At 62.6% G+C, this 18,117-nt stretch carries 18 protein-coding genes; 10 read left to right on the top strand and 8 right to left on the bottom strand.

Annotated elements, in window-relative coordinates:
* Positions 1 to 191 precede the first annotated feature (191 nt).
* The 5 genes from P3T20_RS27790 to P3T20_RS27770 form a co-directional block, all read right to left on the bottom strand.
* The gene (locus P3T20_RS27790) at positions 192 to 971 is read right to left on the bottom strand and encodes a peptidylprolyl isomerase (RefSeq protein WP_429288453.1); all 780 of its coding nucleotides are present in this window, start codon (positions 969 to 971) and stop codon (positions 192 to 194) included.
* A gap of 10 nt (positions 972 to 981) precedes the next feature.
* Positions 982 to 1,296 carry a BolA family protein gene (locus P3T20_RS27785; protein WP_074264757.1) on the bottom strand — a complete coding sequence of 105 codons (315 nt, stop codon included), beginning with the start codon at positions 1,294 to 1,296 and terminating at the stop codon, positions 982 to 984.
* Between the two features lies 1 nt (position 1,297).
* Entirely contained in the window at positions 1,298 to 1,831 is a 534-nt protein-coding gene (locus tag P3T20_RS27780; RefSeq protein ID WP_074264756.1) for a septation protein A, read from the bottom strand.
* Between the two features lie 188 nt (positions 1,832 to 2,019).
* The gene (msrB, locus tag P3T20_RS27775; protein WP_074264755.1) at positions 2,020 to 2,439 is read right to left on the bottom strand and encodes a peptide-methionine (R)-S-oxide reductase MsrB; all 420 of its coding nucleotides are present in this window, start codon (positions 2,437 to 2,439) and stop codon (positions 2,020 to 2,022) included.
* A 132-nt stretch (positions 2,440 to 2,571) separates the two neighbouring features.
* Positions 2,572 to 4,128: a protein adenylyltransferase SelO gene (locus tag P3T20_RS27770; protein ID WP_074264754.1), complete on the bottom strand. Its 1,557-nt coding sequence runs from the start codon at positions 4,126 to 4,128 to the stop codon at positions 2,572 to 2,574.
* A 155-nt stretch (positions 4,129 to 4,283) separates the two neighbouring features.
* On the opposite strand from P3T20_RS27770, the gene P3T20_RS27765 reads away from it, so the two are divergent.
* The 4 genes from P3T20_RS27765 (at position 4,284) to P3T20_RS27750 (ending at position 10,191) form a co-directional block, all read left to right on the top strand.
* Complete coding sequence (locus tag P3T20_RS27765; protein WP_429288452.1) at positions 4,284 to 5,930, top strand: 3-(methylthio)propionyl-CoA ligase; 1,647 nt, start codon at positions 4,284 to 4,286, stop codon at positions 5,928 to 5,930.
* A 152-nt stretch (positions 5,931 to 6,082) separates the two neighbouring features.
* Entirely contained in the window at positions 6,083 to 8,167 is a 2,085-nt protein-coding gene (locus tag P3T20_RS27760) for a 3-hydroxyacyl-CoA dehydrogenase NAD-binding domain-containing protein (RefSeq protein ID WP_429288451.1), read from the top strand.
* A gap of 92 nt (positions 8,168 to 8,259) precedes the next feature.
* Complete coding sequence (gene pncA / locus P3T20_RS27755) at positions 8,260 to 8,889, top strand: bifunctional nicotinamidase/pyrazinamidase (protein WP_429288507.1); 630 nt, start codon at positions 8,260 to 8,262, stop codon at positions 8,887 to 8,889.
* Between the two features lie 123 nt (positions 8,890 to 9,012).
* Positions 9,013 to 10,191 carry an acetyl-CoA C-acyltransferase gene (locus tag P3T20_RS27750; protein ID WP_429288450.1) on the top strand — a complete coding sequence of 393 codons (1,179 nt, stop codon included), beginning with the start codon at positions 9,013 to 9,015 and terminating at the stop codon, positions 10,189 to 10,191.
* 98 nt (positions 10,192 to 10,289) lie between these two features.
* Here the strand turns inward: P3T20_RS27750 and P3T20_RS27745 are convergent, their stop codons facing one another.
* Positions 10,290 to 10,808, bottom strand: a complete 519-nt coding sequence (locus tag P3T20_RS27745; RefSeq protein ID WP_429288449.1) for an LEA type 2 family protein — start codon at positions 10,806 to 10,808, stop codon at positions 10,290 to 10,292.
* Positions 10,809 to 11,069: 261 nt separating this feature from the next.
* Here P3T20_RS27745 and P3T20_RS27740 point away from each other — a divergent pair, with 261 nt between their 5' ends.
* Positions 11,070 to 11,660, top strand: a complete 591-nt coding sequence (locus tag P3T20_RS27740; RefSeq protein ID WP_429288448.1) for a BPSL1445 family SYLF domain-containing lipoprotein — start codon at positions 11,070 to 11,072, stop codon at positions 11,658 to 11,660.
* 57 nt (positions 11,661 to 11,717) lie between these two features.
* On the opposite strand, the gene P3T20_RS27735 is transcribed toward P3T20_RS27740, so the two are convergent.
* Complete coding sequence (locus P3T20_RS27735) at positions 11,718 to 12,704, bottom strand: zinc-dependent alcohol dehydrogenase family protein (protein ID WP_429288447.1); 987 nt, start codon at positions 12,702 to 12,704, stop codon at positions 11,718 to 11,720.
* Positions 12,705 to 12,804: 100 nt separating this feature from the next.
* Between P3T20_RS27735 and P3T20_RS27730 the strand changes: the two genes are divergently transcribed.
* From P3T20_RS27730 to P3T20_RS27710, 5 genes are all read left to right on the top strand, one after another.
* A complete protein-coding gene (locus P3T20_RS27730; protein ID WP_429288446.1) occupies positions 12,805 to 13,698 on the top strand; it encodes a LysR family transcriptional regulator in 894 nt (297 codons plus the stop codon).
* Between the two features lie 168 nt (positions 13,699 to 13,866).
* Entirely contained in the window at positions 13,867 to 14,208 is a 342-nt protein-coding gene (locus P3T20_RS27725; protein ID WP_074264746.1) for a PadR family transcriptional regulator, read from the top strand.
* Positions 14,205 to 15,368, top strand: a complete 1,164-nt coding sequence (locus P3T20_RS27720) for a DUF1700 domain-containing protein (protein ID WP_074264745.1) — start codon at positions 14,205 to 14,207, stop codon at positions 15,366 to 15,368. The genes P3T20_RS27725 and P3T20_RS27720 overlap by 4 nt, the downstream gene beginning before the upstream one ends.
* 95 nt (positions 15,369 to 15,463) lie before the next feature.
* Positions 15,464 to 16,261, top strand: a complete 798-nt coding sequence (locus P3T20_RS27715; protein ID WP_074264744.1) for a BPSS1780 family membrane protein — start codon at positions 15,464 to 15,466, stop codon at positions 16,259 to 16,261.
* Positions 16,262 to 16,341: 80 nt separating this feature from the next.
* Complete coding sequence (locus P3T20_RS27710) at positions 16,342 to 17,322, top strand: NAD-dependent epimerase/dehydratase family protein (protein ID WP_429288445.1); 981 nt, start codon at positions 16,342 to 16,344, stop codon at positions 17,320 to 17,322.
* A 31-nt stretch (positions 17,323 to 17,353) separates the two neighbouring features.
* Here the strand turns inward: P3T20_RS27710 and P3T20_RS27705 are convergent, their stop codons facing one another.
* On the bottom strand, positions 17,354 to 17,821 hold the full coding sequence (locus P3T20_RS27705) for a GNAT family N-acetyltransferase (protein ID WP_429288444.1): 468 nt from the start codon (positions 17,819 to 17,821) through the stop codon (positions 17,354 to 17,356).
* Positions 17,822 to 18,117: the final 296 nt, after the last annotated feature.

Raw genomic sequence — 18,117 nt, 5'->3', positions numbered from 1 at the left:
CGCATCGAGCCAGACGGCGCCGTGATGCCGAGAATCAGGCTCGCAGAAATCTGAAGCCGCCGTCAAAAACAACAAAGCCGCCCAAGGGCGGCTTTGTTGTTTGCGGGCCAAGCTAAACGTGTGGCCCGGCCAGTAAGCGGTTGGCGGGTGACACCCCAGGACAAAAGCCCATCAGCGCAACCCCCTACCCGTTACTGCACCTTCGCGTTCTTCCGCAGACTCTCTTCAAACGCCTGCAGTTTTTCCTGCTGGATCTGCTGAACGATCTGCTGACGCACCTGTTCGAGCGGCGGCGGCGCGGTATCGCGCGTGTCGTCCAGACGAATGATGTGCCAGCCAAACTGCGTGTGCACCGGCGTGTCGGTCATCTGGCCTTTCTGCAGCTTCTCGGCCGCCGCGGCGAATTCCGGCACGTAGGCCTTCGGATCCGACCAGTCGAGGTCGCCGCCGTTCTTGCCCGATCCCGGATCCTTCGAATATTGCTTGGCGAGGTCTTCGAAGCTCGCACCGGCCTTGATCTTGGCGATCAGGTCTTTGGCCTGGGCTTCGTTATCCACGAGGATGTGGTGCAGGTGATATTCCTTGCCGCCAGCATCCTTCACGAGCGCGTCGTAACGTGCTTTGACTTCCGCGTCGCTCGGCTGGTTGTTCTTCACGAAGTCTTCGATCAACGCGCGGAGCACGACGGTCTGCTGGGCGACCGCGACTTGCGCCTTGACGTCTGGGCGGTTCGGGATGCCGCGGCGAGCCGCTTCCTGCATCAGGATTTCGCGGTTGATCAGTTCTTCGCGCACGGCTGTCTGCAATTGCGGCGAGTCCTGCTGACCCTGTTGAACGAGTTGAGCGACGAGCGCATCGACGCGTGCTTTGGGAATCGGCGTGCCGTTCACGACGGCGATGTTCTGTGCAAACACAGGCGCAGCCGCAAAAGCGGCCAGCAATACCCAGAGGCGGGTTTTCTTCAAGGTCATCGGAAGTTTCCTAACGGGACAGCAAATCGAATTCTTCGGGCGTGTAGGCCGTGATTGCGAGGGCGTGAATGCCTCGCTGCATGGCATCGGCCAGCGCATCATACACCAAGCGGTGCCGTGCCACGCGGGGCTTTCCGGCGAATGCAACCGCAACAATCGTGACACTGAAATGACCGCCTGCGGAGGCGCCCGCATGCCCCGCATGTTGGGCACTGTCATCGCGCACGGTGATCGAGGTAACCGGCGCGAGCGCCGCGGCGAGGCGTGTTTCGATCAGCGCGACGCGTTCGGTGGTCGTGGCATGCAGGAAGATGTCGTCGCTCATATCACTCTTCTTCTTTCATGTACTTCGACAGCCATAGGCTCTGGCCGACAATGAACACCACGAGGCACCCGGTCGCGCCGAACAGCTTGAAATTGACCCAGGCGTTGGTTGAGAAGTGGTAGGCCACGAACAGGTTCAGGATGCCGAGCAGCACGAAGAACACCGCCCAGATCACGCTCAACTGGCTCCACGTGCGGTGCGGCAGCGTGATCTGCTTGCCCATCATCGCTTCGATCAGGTTCTTGTTGAACGCCAGTTGCGACACAATCAGCGCCACCGAGAAGGCCCAGTAGAGCACGGTCGGCTTCCACTTGATGAACGTATCGTTGTGCAATACAAGCGTTGCGCCGCCGAACACCGTGACGACGCCGAGGCTGACCCACAGCATCGGGTCGACCTTGCGGTGACGGAATGCCACCCAGGCAATCTGCACCAGCGTCGCGACGATCGCCACCGCCGTTGCCGTGAAAATGCCCCACAGCTTGAATGCGACGAAAAACAGGATGATCGGGAACAGATCGAACAGGAATTTCATTATCTGGGCGGGGACGAGGAGGAATGAGGAAAAATAGGCGCGGAGTGAAGGGCGCCTTGCGCCCATATTATGCGTGCAGTGTGTACCCGTCGCGGCAGCCGGCTGGCGGCCGGCGCCAGGTGGCCGGTTCGCAAGCTGGCTGAAGGGTTTATCGCGTCTGTCCCGGGGCTGGCGTTGCCTGCGTTGCGTTACTTGGGCTCGAATTGTAGCGCAGCCGAGTTAATGCAGTAGCGAAGCCCGGTCGGCGCCGGACCGTCCTCGAACACATGGCCCAGATGGGCGCCGCAATTCTTGCACTGCACTTCGATGCGCAGCATGCCATGCGAGCGGTCGGTTTTCTCGGCGATCACTTCGCCGTTGATCGGCTTGAAGTAGCTCGGCCAGCCGCAGCCGGCGTCGAACTTGGTGTCCGATTCGAATAGCGGTGTGCCGCAGCAGACGCAGTCGTAGATGCCCCGATCCCAGTGATCGTGGTAACGGCCGGTAAAGGGGCGCTCGGTAGCGGCGTGGCGGGTGACCTGATACTCGATGTCGGAGAGCTGGTTGCGCCATTCGGCATCGTCTTTCTGCACCGCAGCGGGGGAGGTCTTGGTGTCGTCGGAGTTCATGGTCGGTTCCTGTCTCGGGTTGTCTCTATCTGGGTCTGATTCTGGGTCGGGTCTGCCAGGGAGCTGGCTCATCCACGCTACGCGTGCTGCTGCGAAGAAACGGCACCACGCAGCAGCACGCCAACGCGAGTTTTACGACGAGCAACTGACTTCCAGCGAACTGGCCCAGTCGGGTGGCAGCGCGGCGTAAGCTTCGTGTTCCGGTTGGTCGTCGAAAGGACGGCGCAGCACTTGCGCCAGCCGCTCGACTTCCGAAAAGTCCTTCTCCCTCGCGCGGCGAATCGCCGTTTCAGCCAGATGATTGCGGAGAATGAATTTGGGGTTCACGCGGTTCATTGCAATGGCGCGCTCAGCATCGTCGAGTGTTTCTTCGGACAGCCGCGCGCGGTAGTCGTTCACCCAGACATCGAAGGCCGGGCGGTCGAGAAACAGGTCGCGAACCGGTGCGTCGCCGCTCGCGTCGTGCTTCGAAACGCGGGCCAGATTGCGGAACGTGAGGGTGAAGTCCGCGCGGTTCGCCTGCATGACTTCAAAGAGACGGTTGGCCAGGGCGTCATCGCCAGGACGTTCGGTTTGCAGGCCGAGCTTGGCGCGCATACGGCGCTCCAGTGCGGGCGCGAAGCGGTCCTTGAAGCCTTCGAGTACCCGCTGCGCGTCTTTGACCGCTTCCTCGCTGCGCACGCTTTCGTCGTGCTGCTGACCCAGCAGCGGTAGCAGCCCTTGCGCCAGACAGAAGAGATTCCAGTAGGCGATCTGCGGCTGCATCCGGTACGCGTAGCGTCCCTGCGAATCGGAGTGATTGCAGATATAGCCGGCATCGAAACCATCCAGAAAGCCGAACGGACCGTAGTCGATCGTGAGACCGAGGATCGACATGTTGTCCGTGTTCATCACGCCGTGACAGAAGCCAACTGCCTGCCATTGCGCGAGCAGATCAGCCGTGGACAACACAGCTTCGTTCAGCAGCGCCAGATACGGATCGTCCGCTTCCTTGCAGTGCGGATAAAAGCGTTCGATGACGTGATCGGCGAGCGACTGCAAGGCGTCGACCCGATCGTTCGCATAGAAATGCTCGAAGTGGCCAAAGCGCACGAAGCTCGGCGCGACCCGCGTGACGACCGCGGCCGTTTCCATTTCCTCGCGGCGCACCGGCTGGTCGGAGCCGATCACACACAGCGCGCGCGTGGTCGGAATACCAAGGTGGTGCATCGCTTCCGAGCACAGATATTCGCGGATCGACGAGCGCAACACCGCGCGGCCGTCGCCCATGCGCGAATAAGGCGTGCGTCCAGCGCCCTTGAGTTGCAGCTCATAGCGGGCACCGTCGTGCTCGACTTCGCCGAGGCCAAGTGCGCGGCCGTCGCCGAGTTGCCCGGCCCACACGCCAAACTGATGTCCCGAGTACACCGACGCATAAGGCATCGCCTCCGCGGGCCAGTCACGGGTGGTGTTGCCGGAGAAGAACTCGGCGAAGGCGGGATCGCGCACCGCTTCAGGGTCGAGGCCGAGCAACGCGGCCGTATCGGCGGCAAACCCGACCACATAGGGGGCGCTGAGCGGCGCAGCCGGCAAGCGGGTCATAAAGACGCCGCCGAGTTGGGCAAATGCGCCTTCGCGCGAGGTGCCGAGGGCTTCGGCGAACGCCGCCATCGGCCCGGACAGGCCGGCAATGCTTGGGGAAAACGACATGTTGAGCGCCTCTGGATTAACCGATATTGTAAGTCGGCGCCCGCGGCGCTGCTGGCCGGCCGGTTGTTCGCTCCGCCAGTGGTCGAACCAGCCAGTCGCCGCGAGCCAGCCGACCTGAGAGAGATGACACAAATACCGCGAGGAGACCGCTGCTTATGACGACGCCGTTGCTGGGCCAGATGATGGACACGCCGCTCAACGTGTCGTCGCTGCTGGCGCATGCCGCGCGGCATTTCGGCAACACGGAGATCGTCTCGCGCAGGCTCGAAGGCGATATGCATCGCTACACCTACCGCGACTGCGAAAAGCGCGCCAAACAACTGGCCCAGGCGCTGATCGCGCTCGGCGTGCAGCCGGGCGAGCGGATCGGCACCTTGGCCTGGTGCGGCTACCGGCATCTGGAGGCGTACTACGGCACGACCGGCTTCGGCTCGGTGTGCCATACGATCAATCCGCGTCTTTTTCCCGAGCAGATCGCCTACATCGTCAATCATGCCGACGACAGCTATGTGCTGTTCGATATCAGCTTCGCCGATCTGATCGATACGTTGGCGCCACAGTGTCCCAAGGTGCGCGGCTGGATCGCGCTGACAGACGACGCGCACCTGCCCGATATGCAGACCTCTGTGTTGAGTTACGAGACCCTGCTCGCCGCGCAGGATGGCGTCTACGAATGGCCGCTGATCGACGAGCGCGCGGCCTCGTATCTTTGCTACACCTCGGGTACGACCGGCAATCCGAAGGGTGCGCTGTACTCGCATCGCACGACGGTCTTGCATGCGTACGGTGCTTCGCTGCCGGATGCGATGAGCCTGTCCGCGCGAGACTCGGTGCTGCCTGTTGTGCCGATGTTCCATGTGAACGCATGGGGCATTCCGCACGCGGCGCCGCTGACGGGCGCGAAACTCGTGTTCCCCGGCAAGGACCTCGACGGCAAGTCGCTCTACGAATTGATGGAAGCGGAACGCGTTACGTATTCCGCCGGCGTGCCGACCGTCTGGCTCGGCTTGCTCACGTATATGAAGCAGGCCGGCGTGCGTTTTTCGTCGCTCAACCGCACGGTGATCGGCGGCTCGGCCTGTCCGCCGGCGATGCTGCGCACCTTCCAGGACGAGTACGGCGTCGAAGTGATTCACGCGTGGGGCATGACCGAGATGTCGCCGCTTGGCACCCTGGCGAAGCTCACGTGGGAACAGTCGCAGCGCTCGCCTGACGAGCAGCGCGAACTGCTCGAGAAGCAGGGCCACGTGATCTACGGCGTCGATATGAAGATCGTCGACCCGGACGGCAATGAGTTGCCGTGGGACGGCGTTGCGTTCGGCAATCTGCATGTGCGCGGACACTGGGTGATCGACCGGTATTTCCGCAATGACGATTCGCCGCTCGTCGACGGCTGGTTTCCGACCGGCGATGTGGCCACCATCGATCCGGACAGCTTTCTGCATATCACCGATCGCAGCAAGGACGTGATCAAGTCAGGCGGCGAATGGATCAGCTCGATCGACGTTGAGAACGTCGCGATCGCTCACCCCGCAGTGGCGGAGGCCGCGTGCATCGCGTGCGCGCATCCGAAGTGGACCGAGCGGCCTTTGCTGGTGGTGGTCAAGCGTAAGGGCGTCGAGGTGACGCGCGACGAGCTGATTGCGTTCTATCAGGGTAAGGTCGCGAAATGGTGGATCCCCGACGACGTGGTGTTCGTCGGCGAGTTGCCGCATACGGCCACGGGCAAGTTGCAGAAGCTGAAGTTGCGCGAGATCTTCCGCGATCACGTGCTGCCGTCGGCGCTCGAAGGTGCGACCTGACGCATTGCGTCAATGACCCAGGGGAAACCCTTTCCGCAATAAATTGAACGAGCGTGCTTTTTTGTGTATTCTGCTTGCTGACCCGGAATGTCGGACAATGAACCGGCACAGGCAGTGCGTAATGCGCGGCCTTACCGCATGGAGGCAGGCAGATGGCAGTGGACTATACGACTCATGACGGCGTTGCCGTCATTACGCTAAACAATCCCCCGGTCAATGGGCTCGGTCTGTCGACGCGAGCCGGCATCGTCGAAGGGCTCGAGCGCGCGCAGAACGATCCGGCCATCAAGGCCATCGTGCTGACGGGCGCCGGCAAGGCCTTTTCGGGCGGCGCCGACATCACCGAATTCAATACTCCCAAAGCGACCCAGGAACCGACGCTGCACACGGTCATCAAGGCCGTCGAAGGCAGCACGAAGCCGGTGGTCGCCGCGATTCACAGCGTCGCGATGGGCGGTGGCCTGGAACTCGCGCTTGGAGCGCATTACCGGATCGCGGCGCATGGCGCGCAGATCGCGCTGCCGGAAGTGAAACTCGGCATCCTGCCGGGCGCTGGCGGCACGCAGCGTCTGCCGCGTGCAGTCGGCCTGGAAGCCGCGCTCAACATGATCGTTTCGGGCGCGCCGGTGATGTCGGAGAAGCTCGCCGGCTCGGGACTGTTCGACGAGGTGGTGGAAGGCAATCTGGCTGAAGCCGCGCTGGCTTTCGCACGCAAGGTCGGTGCGCAGGCCGGAGCGCATCCGAAGGTGCGCGATCGCAAGATCGAGCACGCCAACGCGGAAGGTTTCATTCAGTTCACGCGCAACACCGTCGCCGCGATGGCGAAAAATTTTCCCGCGCCGCTCAAGTGTATCGACGCGGTCGAAGCGGGTGTGAAGAACGGCTTCGACAAGGGCCTCGCGTTCGAACGTGAGTGCTTTGTTGCGTTGGTGCAAACGCCGGAAAGCCGTGCGCTGCGTCATGCGTTCTTCGGTGAGCGTGCGGCGAGCAAGATTCCCGATGTGCCTTCGGATACGCCGGTTCGCGAGATCAAACAGGTGGCTGTGATCGGTGCCGGCACGATGGGTGGCGGCATCGCGATGAACTTCATCAACGCGGGTCTGCCGGTCACGCTGCTCGAAACGAAGCAGGAAGCACTGGACCGCGGCCTCGCGACGATCCGCAAGAACTACGAAGCCACCGTCAAGAAGGGCAAGCTGAAGCCCGAGGCAGTGGAACAGCGCATGGGGCTGATCACGCCCACGCTCTCCTACGACGATCTCAAGCACGCCGACCTGATCGTGGAAGCGGTCTTCGAAGAACTGGGCGTCAAGGAACAGGTGTTCAAGCGCCTCGATGAAGTGGCGAAGCCCGGCGCGATCCTCGCCTCGAACACCTCCACGCTCGATGTCGACAAGATCGCTGCTTTCACGAAGCGTCCGCAGGACGTGGTCGGCATGCACTTCTTCAGCCCGGCCAACGTGATGAAGCTGCTCGAAGTCGTGCGCGGCAAGGAAACGGCGAAAGACGTGCTCGCCACCGTCATGCAACTGGCCAAGAAGATCAAGAAGACGGCAGTGGTGTCGGGCGTGTGCGACGGCTTCATCGGCAACCGCATGATCGAGCAGTACATCCGCCAGGCGCTCTTTATGCTCGAAGAAGGCGCGCTGCCGGCGCAGGTCGACAAGGCCATCGAAAAGTTTGGCTTTGCTATGGGCCCGTTCCGTATGAGCGATCTCGCCGGCAACGATATCGGCTGGGCGATCCGCAAGCGCCGTTATCAGGAACATCCGGACATGCATTACTCGAAGATCGCCGACCGTCTGTGCGAGACAGGCCGCTTCGGGCAGAAGACCGGCAGCGGCTGGTACGACTACAAGGCGGGCGACCGCACGGCGTATCCGTCGAAGCTGGTCGACGAGATGATTGTGTCGTACTCCCAGGAGACGGGCGCGCAGCGCCGCAAGATCAGCGACGCGGAAATCGTCGAACGTCTGGTGTTCGCATTGACCAACGAAGGCGCGAAGATTCTCGAAGAAGGCATCGCCTCGAAGGCGTCGGATATCGACATGGTGTACCTCACCGGCTACGGTTTCCCGCTCTATCGCGGCGGCCCGATGCTGTATGCGGACACCGTGGGCCTCTACAACGTCGAGCGGGCAATTCGCGGTTATGCGGCGCGTGCGAACGGCGATGCGTGGCAACTGGCGCCGAGCATTGCGGAACTCGCCGGGCAGGGGCGCGGGTTCAACGGCTAGACGCATCTGTTCGGCAGAGGCTGCCCAGCTGTCCAACGGTAAGCGGACTGAGTGAAGTGAGCAAGGTGAGCGAGATGGCGCGAGGTGCCGCGATGAAAGATGCCGAGGACGTACTGCTGGTCATCGACGTGCAGAACGATTTCATGCCGGGCGGTGCGCTAGCCGTTGCGCATGGCGATGAAGTCGTGCCGGTCATCAACCGGCTCGCGCGCGGCTTCAGTCACGTGGTGCTGACGCAGGACTGGCACCCGGCTTCGCACGTCTCGTTTGCCGCTAACCACGCGGGCCGCTCGCCGTTCGAGATGCTCGCGCTGCCGTATGGCGAGCAGGTGCTTTGGCCCGTCCACTGCGTGCAGGACACGCCCGGGGCCGCTTTGCATCGCGACCTCGACATTGCCCATGCGCGCGCGGTGATCCGCAAGGGGCACCATGCCAGCGTCGACAGCTACTCGGCCTTTCTCGAGGCCGACCGCACGACGCCCACCGGTCTCGCCGGTTATCTGCGCGAAGTGGGCGTGAAACGCGTCTGGTGCTGCGGCCTTGCGACGGATTACTGCGTTGGCTGGTCCGCGCTCGATGCCCGGACAGCAGGATTTGAAGTTGCGCTGATCGAGGACGCTTCGCGCGCCATCGATCTCAACGGTTCGCTCGACGCCGCCTGGCGCGATCTGCATGCCGCAGGTGTCAGGCGCGTGCAGTCCGCGGAGCTGCTGGGTCAATGAAGGCCCGCGGGTTGGCAGGCTGAAACATAGGATAAGGCGCGGTGCGCCGGTTTACCGGTCAGCCGGTTCAGCGGTTCACCGCTGCGAGCGAACCACACTCAACATTTGAAGCAGGAGACTTGCATGACTGACGCCGTAATCGTATCGACCGCCCGCACGGGTCTTGCCAAATCGTGGCGCGGCGCTTTCAACATGACGCACGGCGCGACGCTGGGCGGCCATGTGACGCAAGCCGCGGTCGAACGCGCCAAACTCGACCCGGCCCGCGTCGAAGACGTGATCATGGGCTGCGCGAATCCGGAAGGCGCAACGGGCGGCAATATCGCGCGGCAGATTGCCTTGCGCGCCGGTCTGCCGGTCAGCGTGCCGGGGATGACGGTCAACCGTTTCTGCTCGTCGGGCCTGCAGACGATTGCGCTCGCCGCACAGCGCGTGATCGCCGGCGAAGGCGACGTGTTCGTAGCGGGCGGGGTCGAGTCGATCTCGTGCGTGCAGAACGAGATGAACCGCCACATGATGTTCGAGGGCTGGCTGAACCAGAACAAGCCTGAGATCTATTGGTCGATGTTGCAGACCGCCGAAAACGTCGCCAAGCGCTATTCGATTTCGAAAGAGCGCCAGGACGAATACGGCGTGCGTTCGCAGCAGCGCGCGGCGGCCGCTCAGGAGGCCGGCAAGTTCAACGACGAGATCGTGCCGCTAACAGTGCTGGCAGGCGTCGCCGACAAGGCGAGCGGGCGTCTGTTCACCAGGGAAGTGACGATCGCGGCCGACGAAGGCATTCGCGCAGATACCACGCTCGAGGGCGTGTCGAAGATTCGTACGGCGATGCCGGGCGGCGTGATCACGGCCGGCAATGCAAGCCAGTTTTCCGACGGTGCGTCGGCCGCTGTGGTGATGAACGCGAAGGTCGCCGAGCGCGAAGGCCTGCAGCCGCTAGGCATTTTCCGCGGCTTTGCGGTGGCCGGCTGCGAGCCGGACGAGATGGGCATTGGTCCGGTGTTCGCCGTGCCGAAGCTGCTCAAGCAGGCTGGGCTGAAGGTCGAGGATATCGACCTGTGGGAATTGAACGAAGCGTTCGCCGTGCAGGTGCTGTATTGCGCCGACAAGCTCGGCATCCCGCAGGACAGGCTCAACGTGAACGGTGGCGCGATTGCGGTTGGCCATCCGTACGGCGTATCGGGTGCGCGTCTGACCGGACACGCACTGATCGAAGGCAAGCGGCGCGGCGCGAAACTGGTGGTCGTGACGATGTGTATCGGCGGCGGGCAGGGCGCAGCGGGTCTGTTCGAAGTGGTGTAAGCGGCGGCGCCTCAGGCTAGCCGCTAAGGCTGGAAGAGGAGGCGCCGCTTGGATGCGCTGCACGGTCAGGCGATGCTCCTCACTCGCCTGACTCTGTTTCACTGGCCGGCCAGGCCCGGCCCGGATCTTGGCAGCGACAGCACGCCCTGATCGAGAAAGCGCGTCCCACCGCCCGTCAGGCCGCCTGCGAGCCTGCCGTGCAAGATGTATGGGTACTCGCCGGGCGGCGTATCGCTGCCCGCGACCGAATAGGCCTTGTTCACCACCGCAAAGGCCGGCGCGGTCACCGGCACGTTGACAACCGTCTCGCCATAGCCCGGCGCCTCGCCGGGCTGATTGCTGACGCCGCTGGCAAAGTCGGCACCGTTCAGCTGCAGATCGATGGAGACGCCGCTGAAGCTAAGCGAGCCGCTGTTTGGGTTCTGGATACGCAGCTTTACGTTGTAGCGCATCTCGGCCCCCTGGCTGGCGATCGGCTCGAGCCCGGCGATACTGACGTGCAGCGGATCGTTGTTGCCAAACCACCCGGCGCAGCCGCCGAGTGCGAACGCTGCAAACAGCCCCGCCGTCAGCAGACGGACAGAGCGGCCAGACAACAGCAAACGAAGAAAGCGCATAGCCGGAACCTCGAGTCGAACTGGATTGGGCGCTATTGTAGCGGGCAAACGTAGTGCGTATCGCAGTGTGGATTCGAACTTGGCGCATCGACAACGGTCCCATCTCCAACCGCGTGACTTCGCTCCTGACATTCGTCATCGGGCACACCCGTATGTCATTCCAATGAAACGCTTGCAGAGGGACGCAAAAGCGACTTCAATGCCGTACTAACGTGGTTTGCGCTGGCGGTCGATCAACTCTCTCTTCATAGGAAAGCCACGATGCACAGACGTCAATTCATTACCGGCACCGGTGTGCTCCTCGCGTCGAGCGGCCTGACACTGGCAGGTTGCACCACCACACCGCTCGGCTCGGGTGAGACCGCCGAGGACTACACGCAAAAGCGCAACACTATCAACGCCGGTATTGATTCGACACTCGCGCGCTTGCAGAGCACCGTGAATGGTTCGCGGGAGATCATCGGCAAAGCGCGTGGGGTGCTGGTGTTTCCGTCTGTGTTTGCGGCGGGCTTCTGGTTCGGTGGGCAGTACGGGCAGGGCGGCTTGCGCGTCGATGGCCAGACCACCGGCTACTACAGCACCGTCGCCGGTTCGTTTGGGTTGCAGATTGGCGCGCAATCCAAGGCGATCATCTTCGCCTTCCTGACGCAGGAAGCGCTCGACCGCTTCACGCAAAGCCAAGGCTGGGCAGCTGGTGCCGATGCAACCGTCGCGCTGGCGAAGATCGGGGCTAACGGCAATCTGGATACGTCGACGGCGATGAGCCCGGTGGTGGCCTTCGTGCTGACCAACGCAGGGTTGATGGCCGGCATTTCGCTGGAAGGGACCAAGGTTTCGCGGCTGGTTATCTAGGTTCGTGAGCCGCCGGGCATTTTCCTGCTTCATGGAAGCAGGCTGGGCACCGCCCGCTCATGCCACCTCCACCACAATTTTTCCGCGCGCTGTGCCGCTTGTGATGGCTTCGTAAGCCAGTTCTGCTGAAGCCAGATCGAAGCGGCGCGCATCGAGTCTCGGCTGGAGTTTGCCGGCTTCCGCGAGACGCGTGGCTTCGCGAAGCATGGCGCCATGATGCGCGCGATGCTCGCCGCTCAGAAGCGGATACAGGGTGAACACGCCCGAGTAGGTGGCTTCGCGAAACGAGAGCGGCGCGAGCGCATGCGTTCCCCAGCCCAAGGCGCTCACCACGTGCCCGAAATGTTTGACGGCCGCGAACGAGGCATCCAGTGTCGGGCCGCCTACGGTGTCGACTACCACGTCGAAGCCGCGTCCCTCGGTTAAGGCTGCTACATACTGCTCGACGCTTTGCGTGCGATGGTCGATTGGTGTCGCCCCGAGACTCGCGACGAAGTGGTGATCGCGAGCGCTGGCCGTGGCAAACACCTGGGCGCCAAGCGCGACTGCGAGCTGAACCGCGACGTGCCCGACGCCGCCCGCGCCACCCTGGACCAGTACCGTTTGCCCGGCCTGCAGCCGCGCCCGGTCGACGATACCCGCGTAGGCCGTGATAAAGGCGAGCGGCAGGGCGGCGGCTTCGCGCATCGACAGATTCGCCGGTTTGAGCGCGAGCAGGTTAGCGTCCACGGCTGCGTACTGGGCGAGCGAGCCCTGAATGCCGCCAACTCCGCCGGTCATGCCGTACACCTCGTCGCCCACCTTGAAGGCGTCGACGCCGGGGCCGACCGCTTCGACTACGCCGGCCATATCGATGCCCAGAACCAGCGGCAATGGATGCTTTGCATGCTCGCCGCTGCCGGCGCGGATTTTTGTATCGAGCGGATTCAGGCCGCTCGCTGCGATACGCACCAGCACCTGACCGTGCGCCGGATTCGGCCGTGCCAGTTCGGTGAGTTCGAGGGGGCCGTGATAGCGGTTGAGAACGAGGGCGTGCATCGACATGATGATTTCCTTTCCGGTTGAGTCAGTGCTTCGATACCTTCATACTGTGTCATGCGAAATGGTATGTAAATCAACATTTTTGACAGAATGACAAACAAAAATGACTGACCGGGAGTTGGAATGGAGTGACGTCCGCGTGTTCCTGGCGATTGCCCGCAACGGCACGCTCGGCGCAGCGGCGAGACAAACGGGCCAGACCCAGCCCACTATGGGGCGGCGTCTGCGTGCGTTGGAGGAGACCGTGGGGCACGCGCTGTTCCAGCGCACCCGCGACGGTTTCGTGCTGACCGACGAAGGCGCCGCGGTTCTCGCCCATGCCGAGCGCATGGAAGAAGAGGCGCTTGGTTTCACACGAGCGCTGGCCGGCAAGGACGCGCATCTGACCGGCTTGCTGCGCGTATCGTCATCGGACTGGTTTGGCGTCCATGTGCTGACGCCCGTGTTTGCGCGGTTTCTCGCCAAACACCGGGGCGTGTCGCTCGAACTGGTGACGGATTCGCGCCGTTACAACCTGGCCCGCCGCGAGACCGATCTGGCGTTTCGCATCACGCCGTTCGAGGAGGCCGATGTCATCCAGCGCAAGCTGATGCATATGGAATACGCCTTGTACGGGCGCATCGACCTCGTCGCGCCGCGGGCCGGCGACGGGGAAGGGCACACGCTTGTCAGCATGGATAGCGCGTTTGGCACGCTGCCCGATGTGGCGTGGGTCAGGCGCATGCTGCCGAAGGCGCGGATCGCCTTCGGCAGCAACAACCGGGGCGCGCAGGCGCGGATGTGTGCGGAAGGGGGCGGTTTTGCGGTGCTGCCGTGTCCGCTGGGCGATACGACTCCTGGATTGCGGCGGATCGATCTGGGCGAAGCGCCGCCCGGCCGGGACGTCTGGCTCGGGTACCATCGTGACTTGCGGCGGGTGGCGCGCCTGCGGGCCCTGCTGGATGTGACGATAGAGGCGCTCGGCATAGAGGCGCTCGGCAAAGAGGCGCTCGGGTAGAGGCGCTCACCACCCCAAATCCTCACCTCAGAGATATGTATAAAACGGTACCTTGCATAAAACAGTAGACCCTGCTACATTTCAGCCATGGTCACCGAGGCCAGCAGTCCGTCCGGTGACAGTGCATAGCACGGTACCTTGCACCACACACTACACCCGTGGAATTTGATGAAAACGCAGTTAAAAAAGGGAACGCTCGATATGTGCGTATTAGCCGTCCTGGCCCGTGGGGACAGCTACGCGTACGAACTGGTGTCGACGCTCGCGGAAACAATGGAAATCAGCGAAGGTACGATTTATCCGTTGATGCGCCGCCTGCAAGCCGAAGCCTGGGTGTCGACCTACCTCGTCGAGTCGAGCTCGGGGCCGCCACGCAAATACTACTCGCTGACGGGCACAGGTCGCCGCAGTCTGCTGGAGATGGAAGAGGAATGGCGCAGTTTCGTGGATGAAGTCAACGGCGTATTGTTGCAACCCGCTACAAAAACGAACACAGGGGATACCCCATGAAGCAGGAAGTATTCATTGAAGCACTACGGCAGGAATTGAGCAGTCTGCCGAAGCCTGCGGTCGATGAAATCATTGCGGATTATCGCGAGTACATTGGCGACGCGCTGGCCGCTGGGCGCCGCGAGGAAGAAGTGATCGCAGCACTGGGCGACCCGGTCAAGCTCGCCCGCGAACTGAAGGCACAGGCAAGCTACCGGCAGTGGCAGGACCGCCGTTCGTTCGGCAACCTGATTCGCGTGATCATGTCGATCTCCGCGCTGGGCCTGCTGAATGTCCTGCTGCTGATCCCGTTCATGGTGTACCTGGCTTTGCTGACGGCGGGCTACGCGGTGTCGGTGGGACTCACGATTGCTGGGCTGGTCGGCGTGATTGCGTTGAGCGGCCATCACTTCTTCGGCAAGATGTCTCACGAGACGCTGCCATTCGGTTTTAGCAACAGCGAGCACGCGAAGGGGGCGCACGATCTCGGCGCGAGCGTTGCCCGTGCAGCGGGTGCGTCCGACGCGTCGGGCACGCAGGAAGCGGACAAGGACGATAGCGATAGCGACACCCCGGGCAACCTGAAGGGCCTGAAAATCGTCGGCGATCGCTTTGTGATCGATCTGCAGGACGACAGCAAGCTTTCGCTCGTGACTCGCGCCGGCGCTATCGAAATCAAGAAGGATGACGACAATTTCAAGTTCGAAGCGACCTCCGACGCCGCCCGGCAATTGCTGACGAAAGAGAAAGACGGCACGTGGAGCATTGCGCGCGACGACGTAGTCGACCTCGATCTGAAAGATGACGACGAGCATGTATCGCTCGCCCGCACCGGCAAGGATGCCAAGTCGATGGTCTGGGACATCTCCACCGACGACGGCGACCACGTCACGCTGCAGGAAGACCAGCAAGGCAAGCCGAGTCACGTGACGGCACAAAGCGGCCCGGATTCCGTGGATATCGGCGACGGCAAGGTGGCGATCGACGACGGCCACCACAAGATCCGCGTGGCGACATCGGGAAGCGAATACACCTATGCGATCGTGATGCTGCCTATCGGTCTCATCGGTCTTGCGTTGTGCATCTGGTTGACACGAATTACCTGGCGCGCCGTATCGCGCTATGTAAAGCGACAACTCGACGTCGTCTCGGCGAGTCTCGATCGCCAGCAGCCGTCCTGAATAAAAAGTAGCTGAAATACCCGAACGCTGAAGTACCGAATTGCCGAACCCTTAGTAGTACGTATAAACCTTTCGCTATAACTGAGGAAACTGTCATGAACATCGATTATCCGAGCGACGTTTCTAAGCAAACCCGTCTCCATCGTGCGCCGGCACTGCCTTTTTCCGGTGGAAGAGAAGTCAATCCCCTGCATATCGCCGACTGGCTGGTGAGCGGCGTACGCGCCCTGAGCATGCAGCCGGTGCTGTGGCTGAGCGTTCTGTTGATCTGCGCCGATTTCGCGACGCTGCTGGGCTTTCTGCCGCTGCTGCGCCCGCTGGCGGTGCTGCTGGCGCCGCTCGCGGTTGGCGGCCTGATGTTCGTGCAGGACGGCGCCAGCAAGGGCGAACCCGTATCGGTGCGTGAGATGTTCGCGGCGCTGGCGCGGCGCAGCAACTCGCTGTGCGTGATTGGGTTGTACGGCGCAGCAATTGTCGCGGTGGGCTATCTGATCCTGCTGGCAACGTTCCATGTCTCGCTGAACATGTCGGTCACGGCAGCCGGCGTGCACAACTTTTCAATGAGCTACGGTGGCGACCATGGCGTGCGCGGTGCGCTCGAATCGCTGCTCGGCGCGTCGATCTTCGCTGTCGCGATCGCCTCGGCCTGCTTCGCACCGGCTCTGGTGATGCTGCACGACATGACCCCGCATGACGCCATGATCGCAAGCCTCAGCGGTGCCGCACGTAACTGGCCCGTGACGCTGATGTACTTTGCTGCGATGACCGTGGCCGTACTGTTCGCACCGATGGTCCCGCTGGCCCTGCGCGCCCTGGTGCTCACACCGGTGTTGACCGCCGTGCCGCTGCTGTCGATCTACGGCGCTTATCGCGACGTGTTTATCGGCCGGTAAGCCGGAGGTGGATGTGCGCAGCACGCATCTGCGATGATGTTGCATGAGCGTAGTGATCCTGATGTGGCGATGGAGCGAGCATGAGAGTGCTGATCATGGGGGGAACCTTGTTTCTTGGCCGCCATATTGCCGAGGCGGCCCTGGAGCGGGGGCACGAGGTGACGCTGTTCAATCGCGGTCTTCGGAATCCCACGTTGTTCCCGGCAGCCGAAAAGCTGACCGGCGACCGGAACACGAATCTGGCGGCGTTGGCGGGCCGCCGGTTCGACGCGGTCATCGACCCGTCGGCTTACGGTCCCGAGCAGATCGATCTGCTGCTCTCGACGCTTGGTGAGCCGCCCGCACACTACACGTTCGTGTCGACCATTTCCGTGTACGGCACGTATCCGCCGAAGCGCCGCTACGATGAAAGCACGGCCGTGGTTGCGGGTCATGAAGGCTACGGCGCACTGAAGGCGCGCGCCGAGGAAGCGCTTCTGGCGGCCATGCCGGGCCGGGCCGCGGTGGTGCGGCCGGGGCTGATTGTCGGTCCATACGACCCCACCGGGCGGTTTACCTATTGGCCGTGCCGGGTCGCGGCGGGTGGACAGGTCCTGGCGCCTGGGCGTCGCGAGCGGCCGGTTCAGTTTATCGATGCGCGGGATCTTGCCGAGTGGTCGGTCCGCCTCGCGGAGGATCGCGTTGCCGGCGTCTATCACGCGGTGGGTCCACAGGCCGCGCTGACGATGGGACAGTTCCTCGACGAGTGCGTGCGGATAGCCGGAAACGACGCCGAACTCGTATGGACTCCGGACGACGAGGTTCGCGCCGCGGAGATCGAAGGCTGGACCGAACTGCCGCTATGGATCGCTGAAGACGATGCCGAAGCCGGCGGGATCTTCGAGGCGGACAATCGGCGCGCGCTCGGGCAGGGGCTTACGTTCCGCCCGGTGGCGCAAACTATTGGGGACACGCTTCAATGGTGCTGGGAATCCGGCGCCGCAGCGGATTCGCCGCTGGGTGTTCAGACCTTGAGCACGGAGAAAGAGCGCGCAACGCTCGCTCGTCTGCTGGTGCGCTAAAGTCTGCGCGGCAGTTCGGCCGTGCGTGCTGTTACACCAGCGTCTTCAGGGACAAATCCTTTTCCATAAACACACTCAACGGATCGGGACGGTAATCCGCAAACGGCTCGCGAGTGACAAAGCCCGCACGTCGATAGAGGCCTAGGGCCGAATGACTGTCGACGCCGGTTTCAAGGCGCAGCCAGCGCACCCCGTGCGCACGGGCTTTGAGCTCGAGTGTCGCGAGCATGGTCTTTGAGAGTCCCTGGCCACGTGCCTGCGGCTCGACCCACATGCGTTTTACTTCCGCCCAGTCGCCTTTCAGGACCACCGCGCCGGTCGCCAGCGCTGTGCCGGCTGCGTCGCGCGCCACGTGAAAGAGCACGCTGGGTTCGCGCAACGCGTCGATCGGCAACAGATGGTTACTCTCTGCCGGGTACAGGCTCGCGGCTTCGGCGTCGCCGTGTTCGAGCAGGGCAATGATGTCGGCTTGGGCGGGATCTTCGATGGCGATGTTCATTGAGGAGAAAGTCTTTCGTCTACGGATTCGATCGTCGCAATGATAGCGGTCTGCGAAGTCTTGCTGCGTAAGATTCCGAAATGCAGCCTGAGCCAATACCGCGCGGGGATTATCCTTATCGGGTTCCGGCACTATGATAATCTGCCGGGCACGCCCGGATTAGGGAGGCAAACGAGAAGCGGCCGGGTTGTGACAAGACACTCATTGTGTCCAGTCACAACCCGGCCGCTTCGCGGCGGGTAAATAAAAGATTTACCCGCAAATGGCACCGTGTAATGCGATACTACCAGTCTCTC

The organism is Paraburkholderia sp. GAS206C, from assembly GCF_050435645.1.
Taxonomy (GTDB): domain Bacteria; phylum Pseudomonadota; class Gammaproteobacteria; order Burkholderiales; family Burkholderiaceae; genus Paraburkholderia; species Paraburkholderia phenazinium_B.
This window is presented reverse-complemented; position numbering and strand designations above follow the sequence as displayed.